Below are 20,306 nucleotides of genomic sequence, written 5' to 3'. Positions count from 1 at the left end.
ACAGTAGTTTTTATTATAAAAATCAATTCGTAACTTTGCACGCCCAAAACGGGTGTAGCTAGACTATAAAATACAATGACTGATCCAATAGCTGATTATCTGACTAGGTTGAGAAACGCCATCAAGGCATCTCACCGAATCGTAGAAATACCTGCTTCTAACATCAAGAAAGAGATTACAAAAGTATTGCACGACAAAGGATACATTCAGAATTACAAGTTTGAAGAAAACGGTCCTCAGGGATCAATCAAAATTGCTCTGAAATTCAATCCTGTCACAAAGCAAAACGCGATTGTAAGCCTTAAGAGAGTTAGTACGCCAGGTTTGAGAAAATATGTGAAACATACGGAGCTTCCAAGAGTAATCAACGGGCTCGGAATAGCAATCGTTTCCACCTCTAAAGGTGTGATGACAGACAAAGAAGCCCGTGTTGAGGGTGTAGGTGGAGAAGTTCTTTGCTACGTATACTAATTTACTATCATGTCTAGAATAGGTAAAAAACCAATAAATATACCCAGCGGTGTTACTGTAGACGTCACAGCTCATGGAACTGTGACTGTTAAAGGTCCAAAGGGTACTCTGACTCAGGATGTGAATCCCGATATTCAGGTGAAAGTAGAGAACAATGAAATCGTTGTTGCAAGACCTACCGATTCCAAGAGACACAAGTCTATCCACGGTCTTTATAGATCACTAATCAACAATATGGTGATTGGTGTTTCTGAAGGTTACAAGAAAGATTTGGAGCTTGTGGGTGTAGGTTTCAAGGCGTCTAACCAGGGTCAGATTCTTGAATTGAATCTTGGTTACTCTCACAATATCTTTATGCTGCTTCCTGATGAGGTTGCTCTTAAAGCTGAGACTGCAAAAGGTAAGAATCCAATCATTACCTTAGAATCGATAGATAAAGAATTGATTGGACAAGTTGCTGCAAAAATCAGATCTCTTCGTAAGGTTGAACCTTACAAAGGAAAAGGTGTGCGCTTCGTTGGTGAACAAGTTAGACGTAAGGCTGGTAAAACTGCCGCTAAAAAATAATAGGTTATGGCATTTAATAAGAATTCCAGAAGACTTAGAATCAAGCAGGGTATCAGAAGAAAGATTTCTGGTACTGATTCCAGACCTCGTTTGTCAGTTTTCAAAAGTAATACTGGCATATACGCTCAGCTTATCGATGACCTTAAAGGTCAGACTGTGGCACAAGCTTCTTCCAAAGAATTGGGAGCTAAGGCTAACGCCAATGTATCAGTTTCCAAAGAAGTAGGTAAAAAACTTGCTGAAAGAGCTGTTGCAAACGGAGTAGATTCCGTAGTATTTGACAGAAATGGCTACTTGTATCATGGGAATGTGAAAGCTTTGGCAGATGGTGCCAGAGAAGGAGGCCTTAAATTTTAATAAGCTATGTCTCAACTAAGAAGAAAGCCTATCAGGGCAACAGATACAGATTTAAAGGAAAAAGTAGTAGCTATCAACCGAGTTGCCAAAGTGGTAAAAGGCGGTAGAAGATTCTCTTTTTCAGCAATAGTTGTAGTAGGAGATGGCCAAGGTGTTGTAGGTTACGGATTGGGTAAAGCCAACGAAGTAACAGATGCAATCACTAAGGGTATCGAAGACGCAAAGAAAAACTTGGTGAAAGTACCAATTTTGAAGGGTACTATCCCTCATGAGCAGATTGGAAAATACGGTGGAGGATTTGTTTTGATCAAACCGGCAGCAGCAGGTACAGGCGTTATCGCAGGTGGTGCAATGCGTGCAGTTTTGGAAAGTGCTGGCGTTACAGACGTATTGGCAAAATCCAAAGGATCATCTAATCCGCACAACGTGGTAAAAGCTACTATTGAAGCTTTGACTCAGCTAAGAGATGCCATCGCTGTTTCACAACAGAGAGGCGTTAAAATGTCTAAAGTATTTAACGGATAATTATCATGGCTAAGATCAAAATCACGCAAACCAAAAGTACCATTGATAGACCAAAAGATCAAAAAGCAACTATCACAGCTTTAGGTCTTGGTCGTATCAGCAAATCCGTGACCGTAGAGAACACGCCGCAGATTGCAGGTATGGTAAATAAAGTTAATCACCTTGTAAAAGTGGAAGAAGCTTAATTATGAAACTGCATACATTAACACCAGCTGAAGGATCTACCAAAAATCGTAAGAGAATTGGTAGAGGTACAGGTTCAGGTAGAGGTGGGACTTCTACAAGAGGTCACAAAGGAGCTAAATCAAGATCAGGTTATAAGTCTAAATTAGGTTTTGAAGGTGGTCAAATGCCCCTTCAGAGAAGAGTTCCTAAATTTGGTTTTAAAAGCTTGAACAGAGTTGAGTTCAAACCAGTAAATTTGGATACATTGCAAGGTCTTGCCGAGCAATACAATCTTGAAGTAGTCAACATGGAAACTATGGTTTCTCATGGTATTGCTTCTAAGAATGACAAAATCAAAATCCTCGGTGGGGGTGAATTGAAATCCAAATTAGACGTAACTGCCCATAAATTTTCGGCATCTGCGGCAGCAGCTATCGAGAAAGCGGGTGGAACGGTAAACGCAATTTAATTTAATGAAAAAGTTTATTTCGACAGTTAAGAACATTTTCTCTATCGAAGACCTTAGAGTTAGAATCATGAATACGGTCGGGTTTCTGATCATATTCAGACTGGGGTCGTTCATAGTTCTTCCTGGTGTTGACCCTTCTCTTTTGGGTGACGCTCCAGAAGGAATTTTTGGATTGATCGATACTTTCCTCGGTGGAGCGTTCAGTAATGCATCTATCTTCGGTCTGGGCATTATGCCATATATCTCTGCTTCCATTGTGTTGCAGTTATTGACTGTCGGAGTACCGTATTTTCAGAAAATGCAAAAAGAGGGTGAATCTGGAAGGAAGAGAATCAACCAGATCACTCGGGTATTAACCATCTTGATCACTATTGCACAAGGTATTGGATATGTTTCCGCTACTATTATGCCAACAGGTGCTGTGATGATTGATCCTACCTTGTTTATGTTTAGTTCTTTGGTTTTACTTTCCGCAGGGACCATGTTCTGCATGTGGCTGGGAGAGAAAATCACCGAAAAAGGCATTGGTAATGGTATCTCTATGCTAATTATGATTGGTATCATATCTAGATTCCCAGGTGCGTTAATCGCTGAAGGACTAGAGAAAGGTACTTCAGGCATGTTGCTACTTCTGATTGAAGCCGCTGTTTTGTTCTTCGTAGTTGTTGGAGTAATTGCTTTGACTGAAGCAACAAGAAGAATTCCTGTTCAGTACGCCAAGCAGGTTGTAGGGGGTAAAGTTTATGGAGGACAAAGACAGTATATACCTATCAAGGTAAATGCTTCTGGTGTTATGCCCATTATCTTTGCTCAGTCTTTAATGTTCGTACCCGCTTTGATTGCTCAGATATGGGCTTCAGAGAACGACATTGCAAACTACATAGGCGCTACATTCAGTGATTTTACTTCTTGGCAATATAATTTGCTTTTCGCTGCGATGATCATTCTGTTCACCTTCTTCTACACTGCCATCACGGTTAATCCTGAGCAGATAGCTGAAGACATGAAGAGAAATGGAGGATTTGTTCCAGGCATCAAGCCAGGAGCTCCTACTTCGGAATTTATTGACGGAATTATTTCTAAGATCACACTTCCGGGTTCTATTCTCCTTGCAGCAGTAGCTATTCTTCCTGCTCTGGCGATTATATCGGGAGTTGGTAATGAATTTGCGCAGTTCTATGGTGGTACTTCTTTACTTATTATGGTAGGGGTTATCATGGATACACTGAGACAGATTGAGAGCTATTTGTTGATGAGACACTATGAAGGCATGATGAAAAGCGGTAATGTGAAGAATAATCCTTCTAATTACCAAGTTGCTTAAAGATGATTAATTACAAGACTTCTGAGGAAGTTAAGTTAATAAAAGAAAGTGCCGATATACTAGCAAGAGCCCATGGGGAAGTAGCGAAACATATCAAGGAAGGGGTAAAGACCTCTTTTCTAGACAAAATTGCTGAGGAGTTTATCAGGGATCATAATGGAGTTCCTTCATTCAAGGGCTACAATGGATTTCCTTCTTCACTATGTATTTCTGTAAATGAAGTAGTTGTACATGGTTTTCCCAGTGAATATGAATTGAAAGATGGCGATATAATCTCAGTAGATTGTGGAGTCTTTCACCAAGGTTTTCATAGCGATTCCGCTTATACGTACCCTATTGGTGAGGTCTCTCCTGCTGTAAAAGCATTATTAAAAGCCACCAAAGATTCACTTTACATTGGAATTGAGCAAGCTGTCTTTGGGAAAAGAATAGGTGATGTGGGCAACGCCATCCAGAAGTTTGTAGAAGCCAAAGGCTACACTGTAGTCAGAGAGCTTGTCGGACATGGATTAGGTAAAAATCTACATGAAGCACCTGAAGTTCCCAATTATGGAAAGAAAGGTAGCGGTCCTTTACTGAAAGAAGGAATGGTGATCGCCATAGAGCCCATGATTAACTTAGGGACACGAAATATTGTCCAAGAGCGAGACGGATGGACTATACGCACAGCGGATAGAAAACCTTCAGCACATTATGAGCATACAGTAGCGATATTTGAAGATAGAACAGAGGTGTTAACCTCTCATAAATACATAGAAGAGAATTTTAAATTCTAATATGGCCAAGCAAACATCAATAGAGCAAGACGGTACCATCAAGGAAGCATTGTCTAATGCGATGTTCAAAGTGGAACTAGAGAATGGGCATCAGCTGATAGCCCACATATCTGGTAAGATGAGGATGAATTATATAAAGATCCTTCCTGGTGATCGAGTTAAATTGGAACTGTCTCCCTATGATTTGAGTAAAGGCAGAATTGTATATCGATATAAATAAGACTGAGATGAAAGTAAAAACATCCATCAAAAAAAGAAGTGTTGACTGCAAGTTAATCCGTAGAAAGGGAGTTTTGTATGTTATCAACAAGAAGAATCCTAAGTTTAAACAAAGACAAGGTTAAATTATGGCTAGAATTGCAGGTGTAGACATACCAGACAATAAGCGTGGCGTAATCGGACTTACCTATATCTTCGGAATAGGTAACAGTGCAGCCAAAGCTATCCTGACCAAGGCCGGTATCTCTTTCGATAAAAAAGCAGGTGAGTGGGATGACGATGAGTCAACCGCTATCCGTAACATTATCACTGAAGAGTTCAGAACCGAAGGTGTATTAAAGTCAGAGGTCCAATTGAACATTAAGCGACTACAAGATATCGGTTGCTATAGAGGTTTGAGACACAGAAAAGGACTTCCAGTTCGTGGTCAGCATACCAAGAACAACGCCAGAACACGGAAGGGTAAGAGAAAAACAGTTGCTAACAAGAAAAAAGCAACTAAATAAAACCTGATTTAGATTATGGCTCAGAAAAGAAACGATAAAGCAAAAGGTAAAAAAAGAGTAGTAAAGGTAGAAGCTGTAGGTCAAGCTCACATTAGAGCATCCTTCAACAACATCATTATCTCTCTTACCAACAATGCAGGTCAAGTAATATCTTGGGCCTCTGCCGGTAAAATGGGATTCAGAGGTTCTAAGAAAAATACTCCTTACGCAGCACAGATGGCCGCTCAGAACTGTGGGCAGGTAGCATATGACTTAGGTTTGAGAAAAATCGAAGTATTTGTAAAAGGTCCAGGATCTGGTCGTGAATCTGCGATCAGAACATTGCAAAATGTAGGATTGGACGTGACTACGATCATCGATGTGACTCCAATGCCACATAATGGCTGTCGTCCTCCTAAGCGTAGAAGAGTTTAATCATAAAATTGTAATACAATGGCTAGATATACAGGTCCTAAAGCAAAAATTGCCAGAAAATTTGGCGAAGCTATAGAAGGACATAGCAAAGCACTTGCAAAGAAAAACTACCCTCCTGGCATGCATGGAAGAGGTAGAAGAAAAAAGCAGTCTGAATACGCAATCCAGCTTGCTGAAAAGCAAAAAGCAAAATACATCTATGGTGTATTGGAAAGACAATTCGCTAAGATGTTTGATATTGCTTCCAGAAAAACTGGAATCACCGGGGAAAACCTTCTTCAGCTTCTAGAAGCTAGATTGGACAACACGGTATATAGAATGGGAATCTCCCCAACCAGAAGAGGTGCTAGACAACTAGTTTCTCACAAGCATGTGCTTGTTAACGGTGAGGTAGTTAACATTCCTTCGTTTACACTTAAGCCAGGTGATGTAGTTTCTGTAAGAGAAAGATCTAAGTCTCTAGAAGCAATCACCAATAGCTTAGCAGGTAGAGGTGCTAATAAATATTCCTGGTTAGAGTGGGATGGCACTTCATTGACCGGCAAATTCGTCAGTGTTCCGGGCAGAGATGATATTCCTGAGAATATTAAGGAGCAACTCATTGTCGAACTTTACTCTAAGTAATATTTTAATATTTTCAGCTTTTAAAAAAGAACGAGATATATGTCCATACTAGCATTTCAAATGCCCGAAAAAGTGGTAATGGAAAAAGCCGATGATTTTCATGGCTTATTCACATTCAAACCACTCGAAAAAGGCTATGGAGTTACAATCGGTAACGCCCTGAGAAGAATTTTGCTTTCTTCCTTGGAAGGTTATGCCATCACTGCGATCAAGATACCTGGTGTAGTGCATGAGTTTTCGACCATCGAAGGTGTAGTTGAAGACGTTACAGATATTATTTTGAACCTAAAGCAGGTGAGATTCAAGAAGGTCCACGAGGCATTTGACGGAAAAATCACTGTAGAGATTAAAAATCAATCTGTTTTCACTGCAGGGGACATTGCTAAGTTCACTTCTTCTTTCGAAATCTTGAACCCAGAGTTGGTTATTTGTCACATCGACGAAACCAAAAACTTTGAGATCGAATTGACGATGGAAAAGGGAAGAGGGTATCTACCAGCTGAAGAATCCAAACCAAAAGAGCAAATCTTCGGTACTATCGCTATCGATGCTGTATTCACTCCTATCAAGAATGTGAAATACAGTGTGGAAAACACGCGAGTAGAGCAGAAGACTGACTTCGAAAAGTTGATCATGGAAGTTTCTACTGACGGTTCTATCCACCCGGAGAAAGCCCTTCAGGAATCTGCCAAAATCCTTATCCAACACTTTATGTTGTTCTCTGACCAGACTATGGTTCTTGATTCAACAGGAATAGCGGAGCCGGAGCCAATTGACGAAGAATTCTTGCATATGAGAAAGCTTCTTAAGACTTCTTTGAGCGACCTTGACCTTTCGGTTCGAGCGTTCAACTGTCTAAAAGCTGCTGATGTGAAGACGTTGGGTGATCTAGCCAAGCTTGAAATTTCTGATATGATGAAATTCAGAAACTTCGGTAAAAAGTCCCTAGCTGAACTAGAGCAACTTATCCAAGAAAAGAGCCTGACCTTCGGGATGGATATTTCTAAGTATAAACTTGATGAAGAATAAATAATAATGAGACACGGTAAGAAATTTAACCACCTTGGAAGGAAGGCCGCTCATAGAAAAGCAATGCTTTCTAATATGGCAACTTCGCTGATTCTTCACAAGCGTATCTCAACCACGCTTGCCAAGGCAAAAGAATTGAAGAAGTACTTGGAGCCACTAGTGACAAGAGCTAAAGAAGATACTACGCACAATAGACGTATGGCTTTCGCTTATTTGAAAAATAAGGAAGCTATCATCGAACTATTCGGTGATGTGATCGCTAAAGTAGCTACTCGTCCAGGCGGATATACCAGAATTATCAAAACTGGATTCAGATTAGGTGATAACGCTGAAATGTGTATCATCGAGTTGGTTGACTTCAACGAATTGATGTTGAAAGATTCCAAGCCTGCTAAGAAAACTACTAGAAGATCTCGTAGAGGTACTGGTAAAGTAGCAAGTTCTGATGATGCTGCAAAAGCAGAAGTCGCTCCAGCTAAAGAAGAAGCTGCTGAAGAGCCTAAGGCTCCTGAAGCATCTGCAGATTCTGCGGAAGAAGAAACTGATAACAAATAAGTTGATCAGTGACTTCACGATATTGAAAGGATTGGACATTTGTTCAATCCTTTTTTTATACCCTTTTCATTTATCTTCCTTCCCAATAAATATTTAACTTTGGGCAATTACTTAGCAAAATGATCAAACAAAAAGCAACTTTACTCTTGGCCGATGGAACAATCTTTCACGGTTCTCTAATCGGTAACCCAGGAACAAATGGTGGTGAGATTTGCTTCAACACCGGAATGACAGGATATCAGGAAATCTACACAGATCCATCCTACACTGGACAAATCATTGTAACTACTACTTCACACATAGGTAATTATGGTGTGATCGATGAAGAGGTAGAATCGGATCATCCTACTATCGGCGGTATCGTAGTGAATACTTTCTCAGATGTTTACTCCCGCCTTGATGCATCTGGCTCTTTGCAGGATTATTTGGTGAAGAACGGCATCACTGGAATTGCAGATATTGATACTAGGCAACTGGTAAGACACCTTAGATCCAAAGGTGCTATGAATGCAATTATCAGTTCTGAATTTGAAGATGATCTGGACGGCCTCCGAGCTGAACTGGAAAAAGTGCCAGACATGGATGGGCTTGAGCTTTCTTCTACCGTCTGCACACAAGAGCCCTATTTCTTTGGAGATGAAAATTCATCTATCAAAGTAGCATGTATGGATTTTGGCATCAAAAAGAATATCCTACGCAACTTAGCTGATCGAGGTGTTTACTGTAAAGTATTTCCTGCCAAAGCTTCTCTTGCTGAAATGGAAGAATGGGCTCCAAATGCCTATTTCTTATCAAATGGGCCTGGGGATCCTGCTGTAATGGAATACGCTGTGAAAACGACCAAGGATATTTTAGAAACAGGCAAACCTCTATTTGGTATCTGCCTTGGACATCAGCTTCTAGCTGAGTCATGTGGTATTACAACTTACAAAATGCATCATGGACACAGAGGCCTAAATCATCCGATTAAAAATCTGATGACCGGTAAAAGTGAAATAACTTCCCAAAATCATGGGTTCAATATCACTCGCGAGGATACAGAGCAAAATCCAGAAGTTGAAATCACTCATGTGCATTTGAATGATAATACTGTCGCTGGAATCCGACTCAAAAACAAGCCAGCATTTTCAGTCCAATACCATCCTGAATCATCGCCAGGCCCTCATGATTCGCGATACCTGTTTGACGATTTTATTTCTTTAATCAATAAAAATTAATACCCTTAAACCTTTTAAAACTATGACGTTGATTCAATCAATTCATGCAAGACAAATCCTCGATTCTAGAGGAAATCCTACAATTGAAGTAGATGTTTACACAGAAAATGGAGCTTTTGGACGTGCTGCTGTACCAAGCGGTGCATCTACAGGAATAAATGAAGCAGTAGAGCTTCGAGACGGAGACAAGGGTGCATACATGGGCAAAGGAGTAACTAAAGCCGTTGCCAATGTCAATGATATTATTGCTTCTGAACTTGTTGGTTTCGATGTATTCGAGCAAAATATGATTGATCAGATCATGATTGATCTTGACGGGACTCCAAACAAAGGGAATCTTGGTGCAAATGCTATCCTAGGTGTTTCTTTGGCAGTAGCTAAAGCTGCGGCAATGGAATCAAATCAGCCGCTTTACAGATATGTTGGTGGAGTAAACGCCAACACCCTTCCTGTTCCGATGATGAATATCATCAATGGAGGTTCTCACTCTGATGCACCTATCGCATTCCAAGAGTTTATGATCCGTCCAGTAGGTGCTCCTACTTTCTCTGAAGCAATGAGAATGGGAACTGAGATTTTCCACAACCTTAAGAAAATCCTTCATGACCAAGGTCTTAGTACTGCAGTAGGTGATGAGGGTGGATTTGCACCTAATTTTTCTGGAGGAACTGAAGAAGCTCTTGGATGTATTTTGGATGCTATTTCAAAGGCAGGTTATAAAGCTGGTGATGATGTAACTATCGCATTGGACTGTGCCGCATCTGAGTTCTTTGTAGATGGAAAATACGACTACACTAAATTTGAAGGTTCTACGGGCGTAGCAAGAAGCAGAGAAGAACAAGTAGCTTACTTAGCTGAACTTACTGAGAAATATCCAATCGATTCTATTGAAGATGGTTGTGCTGAGGAAGACTGGGAAGGTTGGGCTATGCTCACTGCCAAAATTGGTAATAAAGTACAGTTGGTAGGTGATGATCTTTTTGTAACTAACGTGAAATTCCTTCAAAGAGGAATTGAAGAGAAATCTGCAAATTCTATCTTGATCAAAGTAAACCAAATCGGTACGTTGACAGAAACTATCAATGCGGTTAATCTTGCACATAAAGCTGGATTCACAGCGGTAATGTCACACAGATCTGGCGAGACAGAAGATTCTACTATCGCTGATCTAGCAGTTGCATTGAATTGTGGACAGATCAAAACAGGTTCTGCATCTAGATCTGACCGTATGGCTAAATACAATCAGTTGCTAAGAATTGAAGAGCAATTGGGAGATGCAGCTGTTTTCAAGGGTAAGTTCTAATAAGAGCTTTGTAAAAGTTATATTTATAAAGACAGCTTGCCTTGGTAAGCTGTCTTTTTTTGCATCATTTTTGTACCTTGAACCGGATTAACATTCCTGTCAAATGACCAAATACTTTAAGTACACCAAAAGTTTTTATTTTCTGGGGCTTGTTTTTTTTATAGCATGGATGATTTTTATCGACTCAAATAATGTGGTCAATCAGGTTAAATTAAGTAATAAACTAGGCCAACTTGAAGATCAAAAGGAATTTTATCTAGAGCGGAGAGAGAAAATCAAAGTCGAGCGAGAGGAATTGATGAGTAATCCAGAACTCTTAGAGAAGTTTGCCCGTGAAAAGTACTTAATGAAGAAAAACACTGAAGATCTCTATGTCATTGTTGAAAAGTAAATACCTACTCCTTTTTTTTCTAGCATTTGCTTTATTCCAAACCACTTCGTTTGCTCAGAGGGAGATTTATTCTGACTCAGTTGCATTCAAAGATCGCTTGTATTACGGGGGGAATTTTGGGATGCAATTCGGTACAGTTACGTTAATTGACTTTTCACCCTTGGTAGGGGTTATGATAACGCCGAAGTTTTCATCCGGTGTAGGAATTACATACCAATATTTTAATGATAAGAGATTTATAGGAGGCGAAACGTCTTCATATGGCGGCAGGCTGTTTAGTAGATACAACATCTTCCCTAATATTTTCCTCCATGCCGAATATGAGTCGATAAATTTTGATAATTATAATTTATTTACCGACCAATTTGAGCGAATCTGGTCTAATGCATTGTTTCTAGGCGGTGGTTATTTTGCGCCATTTGGCTCTAGGGGCGGAGTTAATTTCACCTTCCTTTACAACGTTTTGCATGACAATCTTCGTTCGCCCTATGGTGAACCATACGTGATCCGTGTTGGTTTTGTGCTGTAAATACATCTAACACAATTTCATGGAATCTTTTGTTTCAAAACTACACAAAGCACATCAGGATTGTTCAGAATGCCCTTCACCTAAAGTCATTCAGCAGTTTTTTGAAGATGTGCTCGGCTTGCTTTTTCCAGAATATAGAGTTGAGAAAATACTAGATAAATCGCAGATAGAATCAACACTTATTAAGTTGAAGGATAACCTTGCTTCTATTCTGGAGCGCAATCCTCACTTGCATAGTGGAGTTGGTACTAAATTAGCAGATGCGTTTTTTCTTAATCTTGAGCAAGTCTTTGATTGGATTCATCAAGATGTTGAGGCGATGTATGCGGGGGATCCTGCAGCGAAATCGAGAACAGAAATCCTCCGAAGCTACCCTGGATTTTATGCAATATCAGCTTACCGAATTGCACATTCTTTACTTGAGCTTGGAGTGAAATTGATTCCAAGGATGATCACTGAATTTGCCCATAGTCGCACAGGAATTGATATTCATCCAGGAGCTACTATTGGTCAGTATTTCTGCATAGATCACGGAACTGGAGTAGTGATCGGAGAGACTACCATTATTGGCAATCATGTAAAGATCTATCAAGGGGTAACTCTTGGTGCGCTGAGCGTGGATAAAGCTGATGCAGATAGTAAGAGACATCCGACTATTGAAGATGAAGTGGTGATTTACTCAGGGGCCACGATTTTGGGCGGGAGTACAGTTATTGGGAAAGGCAGTGTAATAGGAGGTAATGTCTGGCTTACGAAAAGTGTAGCGGCAAGAAGTAAAGTCTATTACCAAACTCAAATGTATCACTCAGATTCTGCTGTGACCGATATGTACGTTTTCAAAAATGATCAAGATGAAGCTATTTGAACTGATAGGAAACACACCACTGATACAATTAGATCATATTCCAACAAATCCAAAAGTTAAGATTTTTTGTAAACTGGAAGGTCAGAATCCCGGAGGAAGTGTAAAGGATCGTGCGGCATATAATATGCTAAGAAGTGCCATGGATCGTGGTGAAATCAAACCCGGAGATAAACTTGTAGAAGCGACGAGTGGAAATACAGGAATTGCACTGGCTATGGTTGCCAAAGTCCTTGGTTTGGAAATGACCTTGATCATGCCGGATAATTCCACCAAAGAGAGGGTAATTTCAATGGAAGCTTACGGAGCAGAAGTGATTTTAACTCCAGCTGAAAAAACTATAGAGTATTCAAGAACACTTGCTGAACAAATGAGCAAAGAAGGCTACTTCATGCTTGATCAGTTTGGCAATCCAGACAATTACCTTGCCCACTATAAGACCACTGGTCCAGAAATATGGGAAGATACAGATGGTGAGATCACACATTTTGTTTCTGCAATGGGGACGACCGGTACGATCATGGGTGTGTCTAAATATTTGAAAGAAAGAAACCCTGATATTCAAATCGTAGGGACACAACCTACAGACGGATCAAGTATTCCGGGAATTAGAAGATGGTCTCCCGAGTTTTTACCTAAGATATTTGATCCAAGTAGAGTAGATCAAGTGATAGATGTAAGTGAACAGCAGGCTACTGAAATGACTCGTAGAATGGCCAGAGAAGAAGGGATTCTTGCGGGTATGAGTAGTGGCGGGGCTTTGCACGCTGCAATTGAACTCTCTAAAACCTTAGAAAGGGGAATGATTGTTTGCATCACTTGCGATCGTGGTGATAGATACCTCAGTTCGGACCTATTTGGTTGATAAATTTTTTTTCTGGAGTAGCTACCTGGCTTTTTTCAAGTGGGATGCGTAGGAATCTAATTCCCCGATTCAGGTATAAATGCTTTCACTTTTCAGAAAGCTTATTCTTTAATGAGAAAAATAAAAGTGAATAATCTCACTGTATAGCTCCTTTAAGGAGTTTTTTTAGCTGTAAACGGATTTCTCGATTTCCATCCTTTCTTCGGCAACCTGTTTGCATAATTTCAGAGGAGCCCAGATTAAGGGTGTTCATTGTGAAATTTAAACCAACTATACCATGAGCTCGATTAACGAAAATCAAGAAGAACATACTAAAGAAAATCTTGAAGGTCAGAAAGCGGTTGAGAAAATCCGTGAATTGATTGACAAGTCAGGATCATGTTTTTTTGTGACCTCTACAAGCTTAAACAATTCTCATAAATCACGTCCAATGTCTGTTCAGAAGACAGATGAAGAGGGGAATATCTGGTTTCTGAGTGAAAAGGATAGCATGAAAAATATGGAAATTGAAGCTAATACTGATGTGACTTTGTATTTCCAAGGCTCGTCTTACTCAGATTTCTTAGAACTAAATGGCCATGCCGTGATTTCGTTTGACAAAGCAAAAATTGAAGAGCTTTGGGATCCCACTGTCAAAGCTTGGTTTACCGAAGGTAAAGATGATCCTAGAATTTCTGTGATTCAATTTATTCCAGATAGCGGATATTATTGGGACAACAAGCATGGAAATACTGTCGCTGGAATTAAGGTATTGATCAGTGCCATATCAGGAAAGACAATGGATGATTCCATTGAAGGAACTTTAAACGTGTAGTTGGGGCACTTTGAAGTTCATTATGTGATCCAGGAAACTGGATCACATTTTTTTTGCTTACCATCTTCTTAAATCCTGAAGAAGATTTTTTTCTTGTAAAGAAAATAACACAGATACCACATTGCCCCTAATGTCAAGAATGCAGTAATAATGGCAATTGCTGACTCTCCCAGGCCAATAGGATATAATATTCCTCCGCTAAAAATCTCAATAAATCCATATAACCAGAGATGCCCTAGAATCTCTGCAAAGAGATAAATGAAGATGGAATTCATACCCACAATCACAAAAGGGAAAACCCATGAATTTTTCTTTTTGACGTCGATTAGCCAGTAGGAAAAAGCTAATGCCAGAATTGCCCAGCCGCCAGAAGCTAATGCAAATGCTGTGGTGCTGATTCGTTTGACTATAGGAGTGATTCCTGCGAGATCTAATCCATAGCCAATTGCCAAGGCAACTACACCTGCTATCAAGAAGAGTTTGATTTTCTCTTTTTCAGTCTTCGAGGATAAAAGTAAGTTTCCGCAGATTGCTCCCCAGATCGTATGTGCTGCGGTCGGAATGCAGTTGATGGCTACCCAACCTCCATTATTGATTTTGCCCATTAGGATCTGATCTATGTAATTCCCAAAGTTAGCTCCATGCTCGAAAGGGACTTCAGGATTATAGAGCCTGTACATGATCTCTGTCAACCCAAGTAAACCTAGCGAAACACCTAATTGGACTTTCCATGATTTATCCAGTAAGAAATAGGTGACTAAAATGGTGAAAGATAATTGAGTTAAGACATTCCAAAGCTCAAAGACCAGTTCCCCTGCATACACACAATGAAGTCCAGTGCCGAAGAGAAAAAGTAGCAGACATCGCTTCAGGATGTGGCGGGTTACTTTACCTCGATCACCAGCTATGGACATTCTTTTATTCAATGAAAAAGGCATGGCAACCCCTACTATAAACATGAAAAATGGCTGAATCAAGTCCCAAAACCTGAGTCCATTCCAAGGATGATGTGTGAATTGAATGAAAAAATTATGGAGATATGTTCCATCAGGATTAGCCTCAAGTAGCGTATGGTACACCGAAGCAGCTTCTGCTACTAGCAAAAACATGGTCAGTCCTCGGAAAACATCTAGGGAAACTAGCCTGTTTTGGCCAGAAAGATTCAGCTCACTCATTGGTTTGGGTTTAAAGTCAGTGGGTTTTCTAAGATAGAAATAATGAGAATTAAAATATCCTAAACTTGATTATCGGTATCAAAAAGGAGAAAGCGAACTGCGGGATTTCTAAAATTCTGCACCATTTTACCATGCTTACCTCATTACTTAACCCCCGTGACCTGCTTTCTCTTTGATTCCACCAAAAGCTCCAAAGCACATGTTTTTGTGTAAGATCTCCACTTTGCTAAAGCCTACTTTTTTCATCAGATCCAATTGAAAATTCATGGATCTGGGGGAATCCTCCTTTGCTACATAGGCAAGGACTTTTTCGCGGTATTCTTTTCCGCCTACACCTTCGAGATAATCACCGTAACGTTCCCATGTGTAGTCATTGAGCAAGTCTGTATCTTGGGTGATAAGATCGGAAATCATCAGGCAACCTCCAGGCTTGAGTAGCCTAAAGAGCTTTGCAAAAGTCCTTTCCCAATCTTCATCTTCACGCAAATGATGCAAAACTGCTCCCGCTAAAATAATGTCGAAACTCGAATCCGGAAGATAAACATCTCTAATGTCACCTTGGAAAATAGAAACTTTCCCGGTGGTCTCTGCAGAAACACGTTCCATCGCTTTTTCGAGCATTTTACCACTTAGATCCACTAATGTGCAGTTGAGCGAAGGCAATTTAGAAAGCATCATCAGCGAATAATTCCCTGCACCACAGCCCACATCTAAGATTGATTCAGCTTGAGGAACAATACGTTTCGCTGCTTCTGTGATAAGTTCCAATGATATTTTCGCGTCAATGGTAGCTACTTGACCGGTGTCAAGGTTAGAAAATCGTTCTACATCGTTATCGAATCTTTCGCGTATTTCTGCGATACTTGACTTATTCATGGGTTGATTTTATGCGGGATATAATTGACTGGTAATCCAATTGGACTTGAACTATTTATTATAAATGTTGGTCAAATAGAATCATATTTCCATCTGGATCTTTGATCAAAAAGCTAGCTGGTCCAGAACTGCTTTCATCCGCAGGGTTGATGATTTCTATTCCTGTGGATTTGAGATGTTGCTGGATTTTTCTCACGTCCTGGTAACCTTCAATTTCTTTCGCATTCTCATCCCATCCAGGGTTGAAAGTCAGCATATTTCCTTCAAACATTCCTTGAAACAAGCCAATGAGCGTATTCTCATTCTTCATGATTAGGTAATTATTTTCCATGCTTCCACCGAAAATGGAGAAACCGAGATTTTCATAGAATTCTTTAGATGAATCAAGATCTTTGACGCTGAGGCTGATAGAAAAAGCTCCTAGTTTCATATCTGTGGGGTTTATGTTTTTCGATACCATAGCTGGTTTCGATTCTAGGATAGAATTTAAGAAGAATCCCATACTAAAAGACACACAAAGTGCAGTTGCGAAGAGTGATAGCCGATTCATGATAGAAATGTTAAAAGTTAGTTGAGGAATTTTAAGAGACTTACCATTGTGCCCAAGTGTAACGCTTCATGGTAATTATTGAATGAGATCGCATCAGCGGCGCTAGCTAGATGAAATCCTTTTGAAGTGGTGTATTCGTTATAGTTATGGAATCTTCCAAATTGGAAATCAGTTATAGTCTGATCGATAGGGGAGATCAACAATTCTTTGAATAACTCCACTGTTTCCTCTGGCTCGTCCGATTCCGGCCTGGTTCCGGGCTTGTATTTCTGATAAAGCTCATCGCTGATATTCATAGGGAGGCCTGATAAACCATATACTAGTCGCTGCTGAGCTACGATCACATGGCCTATATTCCAGATCAAGTTATTATTGAATCCTTCAGGTATTTTATTGAGCTTATCTAGAGAATTGTGTTGGAGGAATTTATAATAAATGGAGCGGTTATTTTTCCAGATGTGGAAGTCAGTGTTCATGGTTGGTTTTGGCTTGTATGCTTATTTATTGTCTGATTCGTAGCGGTTGAGTCTGTTTTTGGTAGCGGCCAGTTCGCTTTTCAAATCATCTACTTTTCGGAGTAAATTGAAAATTACATCTATACCTTCTGGGTTGACTTCAAGATCCTGATGTATTCTGATCATTTTCTCCAAATCAGAAATTTTATCTTGCGGAATAAACCTCGTCTGTTCTACAGTCATAATTTCGATCAAGCCCAAATTGGAAAGAGAATCCACAAAAGACACTTCTATTTCATAATGTGTACAAAGCGTCTCAATTAATATCAATTCTTGCTGTGCCATATCATCGTAGTTTTTGTAGTTCTTCAAATAACTTTTTCTCTTCTGTAGTCAGTTTTGTAGGGTTTTTGATTGAATAGGTGATGATCAAGTCCCCGAACTCTCCTTCTTTTTTATAGACTGGAAATCCTTTTCCTTTGAGCCTTACCTTGGTTCCGTTTTGAGTTTCTGGAGCGACTTTGAGTTTGACTTTTCCGTCAAAAGTGTCTGCCACTACCTCTCCACCGAGCATTGCCGTATAGAGATCCAGTTCGATTGAAGAATAGAGGTTGTCGCCTTCCCTCTGAAATTTAGTAGTATTTTTGATCACAAACTTGATGTACAAATCACCGTTTGGTCCGCCATTAATTCCAGGTGCACCCTTGCCTTTGATTTTGATTGTCTGTCCATCTTCAATACCCGCTGCGATGGTAAGGCGGATATTTTCGCCGTTGACAGTGAGCACCTGTTTGTGAGTTTTGTAAGCATCGCGGATGTCTAGCTCTAGCTGAGCATTGAAATCCTGACCCTTAAATTTGGAGTTGCGACCTCCTTGTCGGAATCCTCCGCTTGAACCGCCAAACATGGATTCAAAAAAGTCTGAATAATCTGCTCCTCCAAAGCCTTCTCCACTATATCCCGAAGAAGGATTGCCTTGACTTCGTTGTTGTCTTCCCGCTCCTGCTTGCTGGAATTGATCTGCATGCTTCCAATCTTTGCCGTACTTATCGTATTTTTTGCGTTTTTCAGGATCGCTGAGAACTTCATTCGCCTCACTTACTTCTGTGAATTTTAGGGCAGCATTCTTGTCGTCAGGATTTACATCGGGGTGGTACTTTCTAGCTTGCTTTCGATATGCTTTTTTGATATCTGCTTCAGTAGCATTCTTGTCGACGCCTAGTACGCTGTAATAATCTATAAATGCCATAATCCTTAGTGGAATTTATTTTTGGTAGAAAAATAATGTTGAAAACCTTACTGATTTTCTATAACAACAATATACTGACAATGACTTTAGTATGGAAAATCAGAAGGTTATTCCTCTTGAATTTCATTGACTAACAATAACCCTTCTAGGTTTTGGAGCACTAGCGTACCTTCTGAATTTGTCATGGTCAAGGAATTGATTTGTATTTTTATTTCTAGGCCATCCTGGTTTATTAAAAAGAAAAATTCCTCTGAAGGTACATTATGATAACCGCCACCATATAGGTTAAATAGATCTTTTAGTTCTTTTGAAATATCAAAATCCGTTTGCCCGTCAGCCCATTTTAGGATTAGTTTTGTTTTGTTTTCCTCTACTTCTAGGTGATACTTCCTATAAGAAAAGGATTCTTCTTCTGCTGATACCCATGTGCCGATATTAAAACGGCGGAGGTAGTCGAATTCAGATATTTCAAGTTGGTAGTAATCGTTTGTTACTAATGTCATTTCTTTCAATGAATTTGACTCATTCAGCATTTCATAGTAAGGCACATAAGTCAGCCCCATGGATTCTACTAAGAGTTTACTTGGGATAAGGTAGTTTGAATTAACCTGCTCATCTTTTGATTGTCTCATCAGACTTTTCAAATCCTGGTCAAACCAAGGATAGATAGTTTCCATACCATGATAATCGGCTAGATACTGAAGAATAGAATTTACCTCATTCAACTCTTCTCTTGGAAGTGAATTGGTATGTAGTTGTCCAATAGGCTTGAGATTCCCGTTTTTACCGATTTCCCATTTGACTGGATTTCGGATTTTGTAATTAACCAGGATATTGTTTTCTGTCAAAATCTTACTCAAGCGACTTCGTTGCATCGATTCGCCCAGACTAAACATTCCCCATGGACCAAAGGATGATAAGATCATAAACAGCGCAAGAGAAATAGGAATGGTCTTGATGTTTTTTTTGCCCAGTGTATAATAAACTGAAATAAAGGCCAGCCAAATCCCCATCAAGGTGATAATATATCGGTTCACGGTTAGACCATAATCCTGGATTCTGATACCGATAGCTAAGAAAAGTAGGACGACTAAAGGGATGAGGCATATATAATATGCTCTATGAAACTTCTTGATCCAGCCGCTTTCTTTCCATTGCTGATAGGGGTAAAGTAGCAGGTTGGTAAAGATTCCCAGTACTGAAATGGCTATTATCATGTAAGTCACAATCCCCTTCGGCCAGTCTCCTGTAATTAAGATTTTTGCCCCATAGAAATATAGGATGCAGAGATAAATCAGAAGGAGTGGTATTAGGATGAATTGGGTGAATATTTTTAGCCCTTTCGGGTAATCGTCCTGAGTTAGCTTATTATCAAAAGTCTTCGGAATACCCGCCAAAAAAAACCATGTATTGAACACCCCAAATGTTATGGTAAAGATTTGCGGATAGGTCTCCCCTTGAATATTGGCTTCGAAAAGTGCATTTATCGCCAACAAAGCGAGACTAAGTCCAATGAAAATTACCAAGGAATAATATACTCCCAGGACTAGCCTGATGAATAGATTCTTATTGTAATTCCAAAAACCTTCCTGATTATCACTTCCAAAATATGGCAGAAAGGCGACCATCAAATGAATTGCCAGATTGTAAATGGTGTATCGGATGTATGGGACTCTTGTATTAGCAAAAGTATTTTCGGAAGGAAAACTGAAATAGATTAAGCCTAAAATTACTAAGCCGATTATCCAAGAAATCTGTCTATGAAATGGAGTGAAATTCTTCTTTTCTGCAAGAATGTCAATGCAGAAATAAAGTGGAATTCCGAGAGCGAAAGTTAGAAGGAGATTTAGGAGTCTCAGGTCTTCTACAGGATCTATTTCTAGCATCCAACATCCTAATCCTGCTGCTAAAAAACCGAACAGCAGACTCAAAGGAAACCGTATTGCGGAGCTTATTCCATCGTTTTGTAACTGGGCAATCGAAGGAAATCTCATATGAATTGGTTATATGGAAAGAAGA

At 39.8% G+C, this 20,306-nt stretch carries 29 protein-coding genes; 22 read left to right on the top strand and 7 right to left on the bottom strand.

What is annotated here, in order from left to right; all coding sequences use genetic code 11:
• The first annotated feature begins 75 nt into the window (after window positions 1-75).
• From rpsH to SYJ56_RS09800, 22 genes are all read left to right on the top strand, one after another.
• Entirely contained in the window at window positions 76-471 is a 396-nt protein-coding gene (rpsH, locus tag SYJ56_RS09905; RefSeq protein WP_323833899.1) for a 30S ribosomal protein S8, read from the top strand.
• Window positions 472-480: 9 nt separating this feature from the next.
• Complete coding sequence (gene rplF, locus SYJ56_RS09900) at window positions 481-1,038, top strand: 50S ribosomal protein L6 (protein ID WP_323833898.1); 558 nt, start codon at window positions 481-483, stop codon at window positions 1,036-1,038.
• A 6-nt stretch (window positions 1,039-1,044) separates the two neighbouring features.
• Complete coding sequence (rplR, locus tag SYJ56_RS09895; protein WP_111611458.1) at window positions 1,045-1,395, top strand: 50S ribosomal protein L18; 351 nt, start codon at window positions 1,045-1,047, stop codon at window positions 1,393-1,395.
• A 6-nt stretch (window positions 1,396-1,401) separates the two neighbouring features.
• Entirely contained in the window at window positions 1,402-1,920 is a 519-nt protein-coding gene (rpsE, locus tag SYJ56_RS09890; RefSeq protein WP_323833897.1) for a 30S ribosomal protein S5, read from the top strand.
• Window positions 1,921-1,925: 5 nt separating this feature from the next.
• On the top strand, window positions 1,926-2,105 hold the full coding sequence (rpmD, locus tag SYJ56_RS09885) for a 50S ribosomal protein L30 (protein WP_057939441.1): 180 nt from the start codon (window positions 1,926-1,928) through the stop codon (window positions 2,103-2,105).
• 2 nt (window positions 2,106-2,107) lie between these two features.
• Entirely contained in the window at window positions 2,108-2,554 is a 447-nt protein-coding gene (gene rplO, locus SYJ56_RS09880; protein ID WP_323833896.1) for a 50S ribosomal protein L15, read from the top strand.
• Window positions 2,555-2,558: 4 nt separating this feature from the next.
• Complete coding sequence (secY, locus tag SYJ56_RS09875) at window positions 2,559-3,878, top strand: preprotein translocase subunit SecY (RefSeq protein ID WP_323833895.1); 1,320 nt, start codon at window positions 2,559-2,561, stop codon at window positions 3,876-3,878.
• A gap of 2 nt (window positions 3,879-3,880) precedes the next feature.
• Window positions 3,881-4,654, top strand: coding sequence for a type I methionyl aminopeptidase (gene map, locus SYJ56_RS09870; RefSeq protein ID WP_323833894.1), 774 nt, complete (start codon window positions 3,881-3,883; stop codon window positions 4,652-4,654).
• Window position 4,655: 1 nt separating this feature from the next.
• On the top strand, window positions 4,656-4,874 hold the full coding sequence (gene infA / locus SYJ56_RS09865) for a translation initiation factor IF-1 (RefSeq protein ID WP_057939437.1): 219 nt from the start codon (window positions 4,656-4,658) through the stop codon (window positions 4,872-4,874).
• 7 nt (window positions 4,875-4,881) lie between these two features.
• On the top strand, window positions 4,882-4,998 hold the full coding sequence (gene rpmJ / locus SYJ56_RS09860) for a 50S ribosomal protein L36 (RefSeq protein ID WP_075349342.1): 117 nt from the start codon (window positions 4,882-4,884) through the stop codon (window positions 4,996-4,998).
• 3 nt (window positions 4,999-5,001) lie between these two features.
• Entirely contained in the window at window positions 5,002-5,379 is a 378-nt protein-coding gene (rpsM, locus tag SYJ56_RS09855; RefSeq protein WP_323833893.1) for a 30S ribosomal protein S13, read from the top strand.
• A 15-nt stretch (window positions 5,380-5,394) separates the two neighbouring features.
• Window positions 5,395-5,793: a 30S ribosomal protein S11 gene (gene rpsK / locus SYJ56_RS09850; RefSeq protein ID WP_057939435.1), complete on the top strand. Its 399-nt coding sequence runs from the start codon at window positions 5,395-5,397 to the stop codon at window positions 5,791-5,793.
• 18 nt (window positions 5,794-5,811) lie between these two features.
• Window positions 5,812-6,417 carry a 30S ribosomal protein S4 gene (gene rpsD, locus SYJ56_RS09845; protein WP_091692106.1) on the top strand — a complete coding sequence of 202 codons (606 nt, stop codon included), beginning with the start codon at window positions 5,812-5,814 and terminating at the stop codon, window positions 6,415-6,417.
• Between the two features lie 39 nt (window positions 6,418-6,456).
• A complete protein-coding gene (locus tag SYJ56_RS09840; protein ID WP_323833892.1) occupies window positions 6,457-7,446 on the top strand; it encodes a DNA-directed RNA polymerase subunit alpha in 990 nt (329 codons plus the stop codon).
• A 6-nt stretch (window positions 7,447-7,452) separates the two neighbouring features.
• Window positions 7,453-8,001 carry a 50S ribosomal protein L17 gene (gene rplQ, locus SYJ56_RS09835; RefSeq protein ID WP_323833891.1) on the top strand — a complete coding sequence of 183 codons (549 nt, stop codon included), beginning with the start codon at window positions 7,453-7,455 and terminating at the stop codon, window positions 7,999-8,001.
• 119 nt (window positions 8,002-8,120) lie between these two features.
• Complete coding sequence (gene carA, locus SYJ56_RS09830) at window positions 8,121-9,218, top strand: glutamine-hydrolyzing carbamoyl-phosphate synthase small subunit (protein WP_323833890.1); 1,098 nt, start codon at window positions 8,121-8,123, stop codon at window positions 9,216-9,218.
• A gap of 22 nt (window positions 9,219-9,240) precedes the next feature.
• A complete protein-coding gene (eno, locus tag SYJ56_RS09825) occupies window positions 9,241-10,521 on the top strand; it encodes a phosphopyruvate hydratase (protein WP_323833889.1) in 1,281 nt (426 codons plus the stop codon).
• A gap of 103 nt (window positions 10,522-10,624) precedes the next feature.
• A complete protein-coding gene (locus tag SYJ56_RS09820; RefSeq protein ID WP_323833888.1) occupies window positions 10,625-10,912 on the top strand; it encodes an FtsB family cell division protein in 288 nt (95 codons plus the stop codon).
• On the top strand, window positions 10,893-11,441 hold the full coding sequence (locus tag SYJ56_RS09815) for a hypothetical protein (RefSeq protein ID WP_323833887.1): 549 nt from the start codon (window positions 10,893-10,895) through the stop codon (window positions 11,439-11,441). Before SYJ56_RS09820 ends, SYJ56_RS09815 begins: the two co-directional genes overlap by 20 nt.
• A 19-nt stretch (window positions 11,442-11,460) precedes the next feature.
• Entirely contained in the window at window positions 11,461-12,306 is an 846-nt protein-coding gene (locus SYJ56_RS09810; RefSeq protein WP_323833886.1) for a serine O-acetyltransferase, read from the top strand.
• On the top strand, window positions 12,293-13,168 hold the full coding sequence (gene cysM / locus SYJ56_RS09805) for a cysteine synthase CysM (protein WP_323833885.1): 876 nt from the start codon (window positions 12,293-12,295) through the stop codon (window positions 13,166-13,168). The genes SYJ56_RS09810 and cysM overlap by 14 nt, the downstream gene beginning before the upstream one ends.
• Window positions 13,169-13,445: 277 nt before the next feature.
• A complete protein-coding gene (locus SYJ56_RS09800) occupies window positions 13,446-13,982 on the top strand; it encodes a pyridoxamine 5'-phosphate oxidase family protein (protein ID WP_323833883.1) in 537 nt (178 codons plus the stop codon).
• A gap of 68 nt (window positions 13,983-14,050) precedes the next feature.
• Here the strand turns inward: SYJ56_RS09800 and SYJ56_RS09795 are convergent, their stop codons facing one another.
• The 7 genes from SYJ56_RS09795 to SYJ56_RS09765 all read right to left on the bottom strand — a co-directional run bounded on the left by SYJ56_RS09795 (window position 14,051) and on the right by SYJ56_RS09765 (window position 20,281).
• Window positions 14,051-15,157: an acyltransferase family protein gene (locus tag SYJ56_RS09795; RefSeq protein WP_323833882.1), complete on the bottom strand. Its 1,107-nt coding sequence runs from the start codon at window positions 15,155-15,157 to the stop codon at window positions 14,051-14,053.
• 147 nt (window positions 15,158-15,304) lie between these two features.
• The gene (locus SYJ56_RS09790; protein WP_323833880.1) at window positions 15,305-16,033 is read right to left on the bottom strand and encodes a class I SAM-dependent methyltransferase; all 729 of its coding nucleotides are present in this window, start codon (window positions 16,031-16,033) and stop codon (window positions 15,305-15,307) included.
• Window positions 16,034-16,091: 58 nt separating this feature from the next.
• A complete protein-coding gene (locus SYJ56_RS09785; RefSeq protein WP_323833878.1) occupies window positions 16,092-16,463 on the bottom strand; it encodes a VOC family protein in 372 nt (123 codons plus the stop codon).
• Between the two features lie 137 nt (window positions 16,464-16,600).
• The gene (locus SYJ56_RS09780; protein ID WP_323833876.1) at window positions 16,601-17,059 is read right to left on the bottom strand and encodes a DinB family protein; all 459 of its coding nucleotides are present in this window, start codon (window positions 17,057-17,059) and stop codon (window positions 16,601-16,603) included.
• Between the two features lie 21 nt (window positions 17,060-17,080).
• Complete coding sequence (locus SYJ56_RS09775) at window positions 17,081-17,383, bottom strand: chaperone modulator CbpM (protein WP_323833874.1); 303 nt, start codon at window positions 17,381-17,383, stop codon at window positions 17,081-17,083.
• Window position 17,384: 1 nt separating this feature from the next.
• Window positions 17,385-18,287, bottom strand: coding sequence for a J domain-containing protein (locus SYJ56_RS09770; protein ID WP_323833872.1), 903 nt, complete (start codon window positions 18,285-18,287; stop codon window positions 17,385-17,387).
• A gap of 107 nt (window positions 18,288-18,394) precedes the next feature.
• On the bottom strand, window positions 18,395-20,281 hold the full coding sequence (locus tag SYJ56_RS09765) for a DUF4153 domain-containing protein (RefSeq protein WP_323833871.1): 1,887 nt from the start codon (window positions 20,279-20,281) through the stop codon (window positions 18,395-18,397).
• Window positions 20,282-20,306 lie beyond the last annotated feature (25 nt).

It is taken from the genome of Algoriphagus aurantiacus, from assembly GCF_035156405.1.
Classification (GTDB): Bacteria; Bacteroidota; Bacteroidia; order Cytophagales; family Cyclobacteriaceae; genus Algoriphagus; species Algoriphagus aurantiacus.
Note: the sequence above shows the minus strand (reverse complement) of the source record. Positions and strands in the feature narration are given on the sequence as shown.

Bases quoted from the DNA above. Each gene is read 5' to 3' on its own strand.
- SYJ56_RS09785 (WP_323833878.1), bottom strand. From the start codon at position 16,463: ATGAAACTAGGAGCTTTTTCTATCAGCCTCAGCGTCAAAGATCTTGAT.
- rpmD (WP_057939441.1), top strand. From the start codon at position 1,926: ATGGCTAAGATCAAAATCACGCAAACCAAAAGTACCATTGATAGACCA.
- SYJ56_RS09795 (WP_323833882.1), bottom strand. From the start codon at position 15,157: ATGAGTGAGCTGAATCTTTCTGGCCAAAACAGGCTAGTTTCCCTAGAT.
- SYJ56_RS09810 (WP_323833886.1), top strand. From the start codon at position 11,461: ATGGAATCTTTTGTTTCAAAACTACACAAAGCACATCAGGATTGTTCA.
- SYJ56_RS09815 (WP_323833887.1), top strand. From the start codon at position 10,893: ATGTCATTGTTGAAAAGTAAATACCTACTCCTTTTTTTTCTAGCATTT.
- infA (WP_057939437.1), top strand. From the start codon at position 4,656: ATGGCCAAGCAAACATCAATAGAGCAAGACGGTACCATCAAGGAAGCA.
- SYJ56_RS09770 (WP_323833872.1), bottom strand. From the start codon at position 18,287: ATGGCATTTATAGATTATTACAGCGTACTAGGCGTCGACAAGAATGCT.
- carA (WP_323833890.1), top strand. From the start codon at position 8,121: ATGATCAAACAAAAAGCAACTTTACTCTTGGCCGATGGAACAATCTTT.
- SYJ56_RS09820 (WP_323833888.1), top strand. From the start codon at position 10,625: ATGACCAAATACTTTAAGTACACCAAAAGTTTTTATTTTCTGGGGCTT.
- SYJ56_RS09780 (WP_323833876.1), bottom strand. From the start codon at position 17,059: ATGAACACTGACTTCCACATCTGGAAAAATAACCGCTCCATTTATTAT.
- rpsM (WP_323833893.1), top strand. From the start codon at position 5,002: ATGGCTAGAATTGCAGGTGTAGACATACCAGACAATAAGCGTGGCGTA.
- rplQ (WP_323833891.1), top strand. From the start codon at position 7,453: ATGAGACACGGTAAGAAATTTAACCACCTTGGAAGGAAGGCCGCTCAT.
- rplF (WP_323833898.1), top strand. From the start codon at position 481: ATGTCTAGAATAGGTAAAAAACCAATAAATATACCCAGCGGTGTTACT.
- rplO (WP_323833896.1), top strand. From the start codon at position 2,108: ATGAAACTGCATACATTAACACCAGCTGAAGGATCTACCAAAAATCGT.
- rpsD (WP_091692106.1), top strand. From the start codon at position 5,812: ATGGCTAGATATACAGGTCCTAAAGCAAAAATTGCCAGAAAATTTGGC.
- map (WP_323833894.1), top strand. From the start codon at position 3,881: ATGATTAATTACAAGACTTCTGAGGAAGTTAAGTTAATAAAAGAAAGT.
- SYJ56_RS09800 (WP_323833883.1), top strand. From the start codon at position 13,446: ATGAGCTCGATTAACGAAAATCAAGAAGAACATACTAAAGAAAATCTT.
- SYJ56_RS09765 (WP_323833871.1), bottom strand. From the start codon at position 20,281: ATGAGATTTCCTTCGATTGCCCAGTTACAAAACGATGGAATAAGCTCC.
- rplR (WP_111611458.1), top strand. From the start codon at position 1,045: ATGGCATTTAATAAGAATTCCAGAAGACTTAGAATCAAGCAGGGTATC.
- SYJ56_RS09790 (WP_323833880.1), bottom strand. From the start codon at position 16,033: ATGAATAAGTCAAGTATCGCAGAAATACGCGAAAGATTCGATAACGAT.
- rpsK (WP_057939435.1), top strand. From the start codon at position 5,395: ATGGCTCAGAAAAGAAACGATAAAGCAAAAGGTAAAAAAAGAGTAGTA.
- rpsH (WP_323833899.1), top strand. From the start codon at position 76: ATGACTGATCCAATAGCTGATTATCTGACTAGGTTGAGAAACGCCATC.
- cysM (WP_323833885.1), top strand. From the start codon at position 12,293: ATGAAGCTATTTGAACTGATAGGAAACACACCACTGATACAATTAGAT.
- SYJ56_RS09840 (WP_323833892.1), top strand. From the start codon at position 6,457: ATGTCCATACTAGCATTTCAAATGCCCGAAAAAGTGGTAATGGAAAAA.
- secY (WP_323833895.1), top strand. From the start codon at position 2,559: ATGAAAAAGTTTATTTCGACAGTTAAGAACATTTTCTCTATCGAAGAC.
- rpsE (WP_323833897.1), top strand. From the start codon at position 1,402: ATGTCTCAACTAAGAAGAAAGCCTATCAGGGCAACAGATACAGATTTA.
- SYJ56_RS09775 (WP_323833874.1), bottom strand. From the start codon at position 17,383: ATGGCACAGCAAGAATTGATATTAATTGAGACGCTTTGTACACATTAT.
- eno (WP_323833889.1), top strand. From the start codon at position 9,241: ATGACGTTGATTCAATCAATTCATGCAAGACAAATCCTCGATTCTAGA.
- rpmJ (WP_075349342.1), top strand. From the start codon at position 4,882: ATGAAAGTAAAAACATCCATCAAAAAAAGAAGTGTTGACTGCAAGTTA.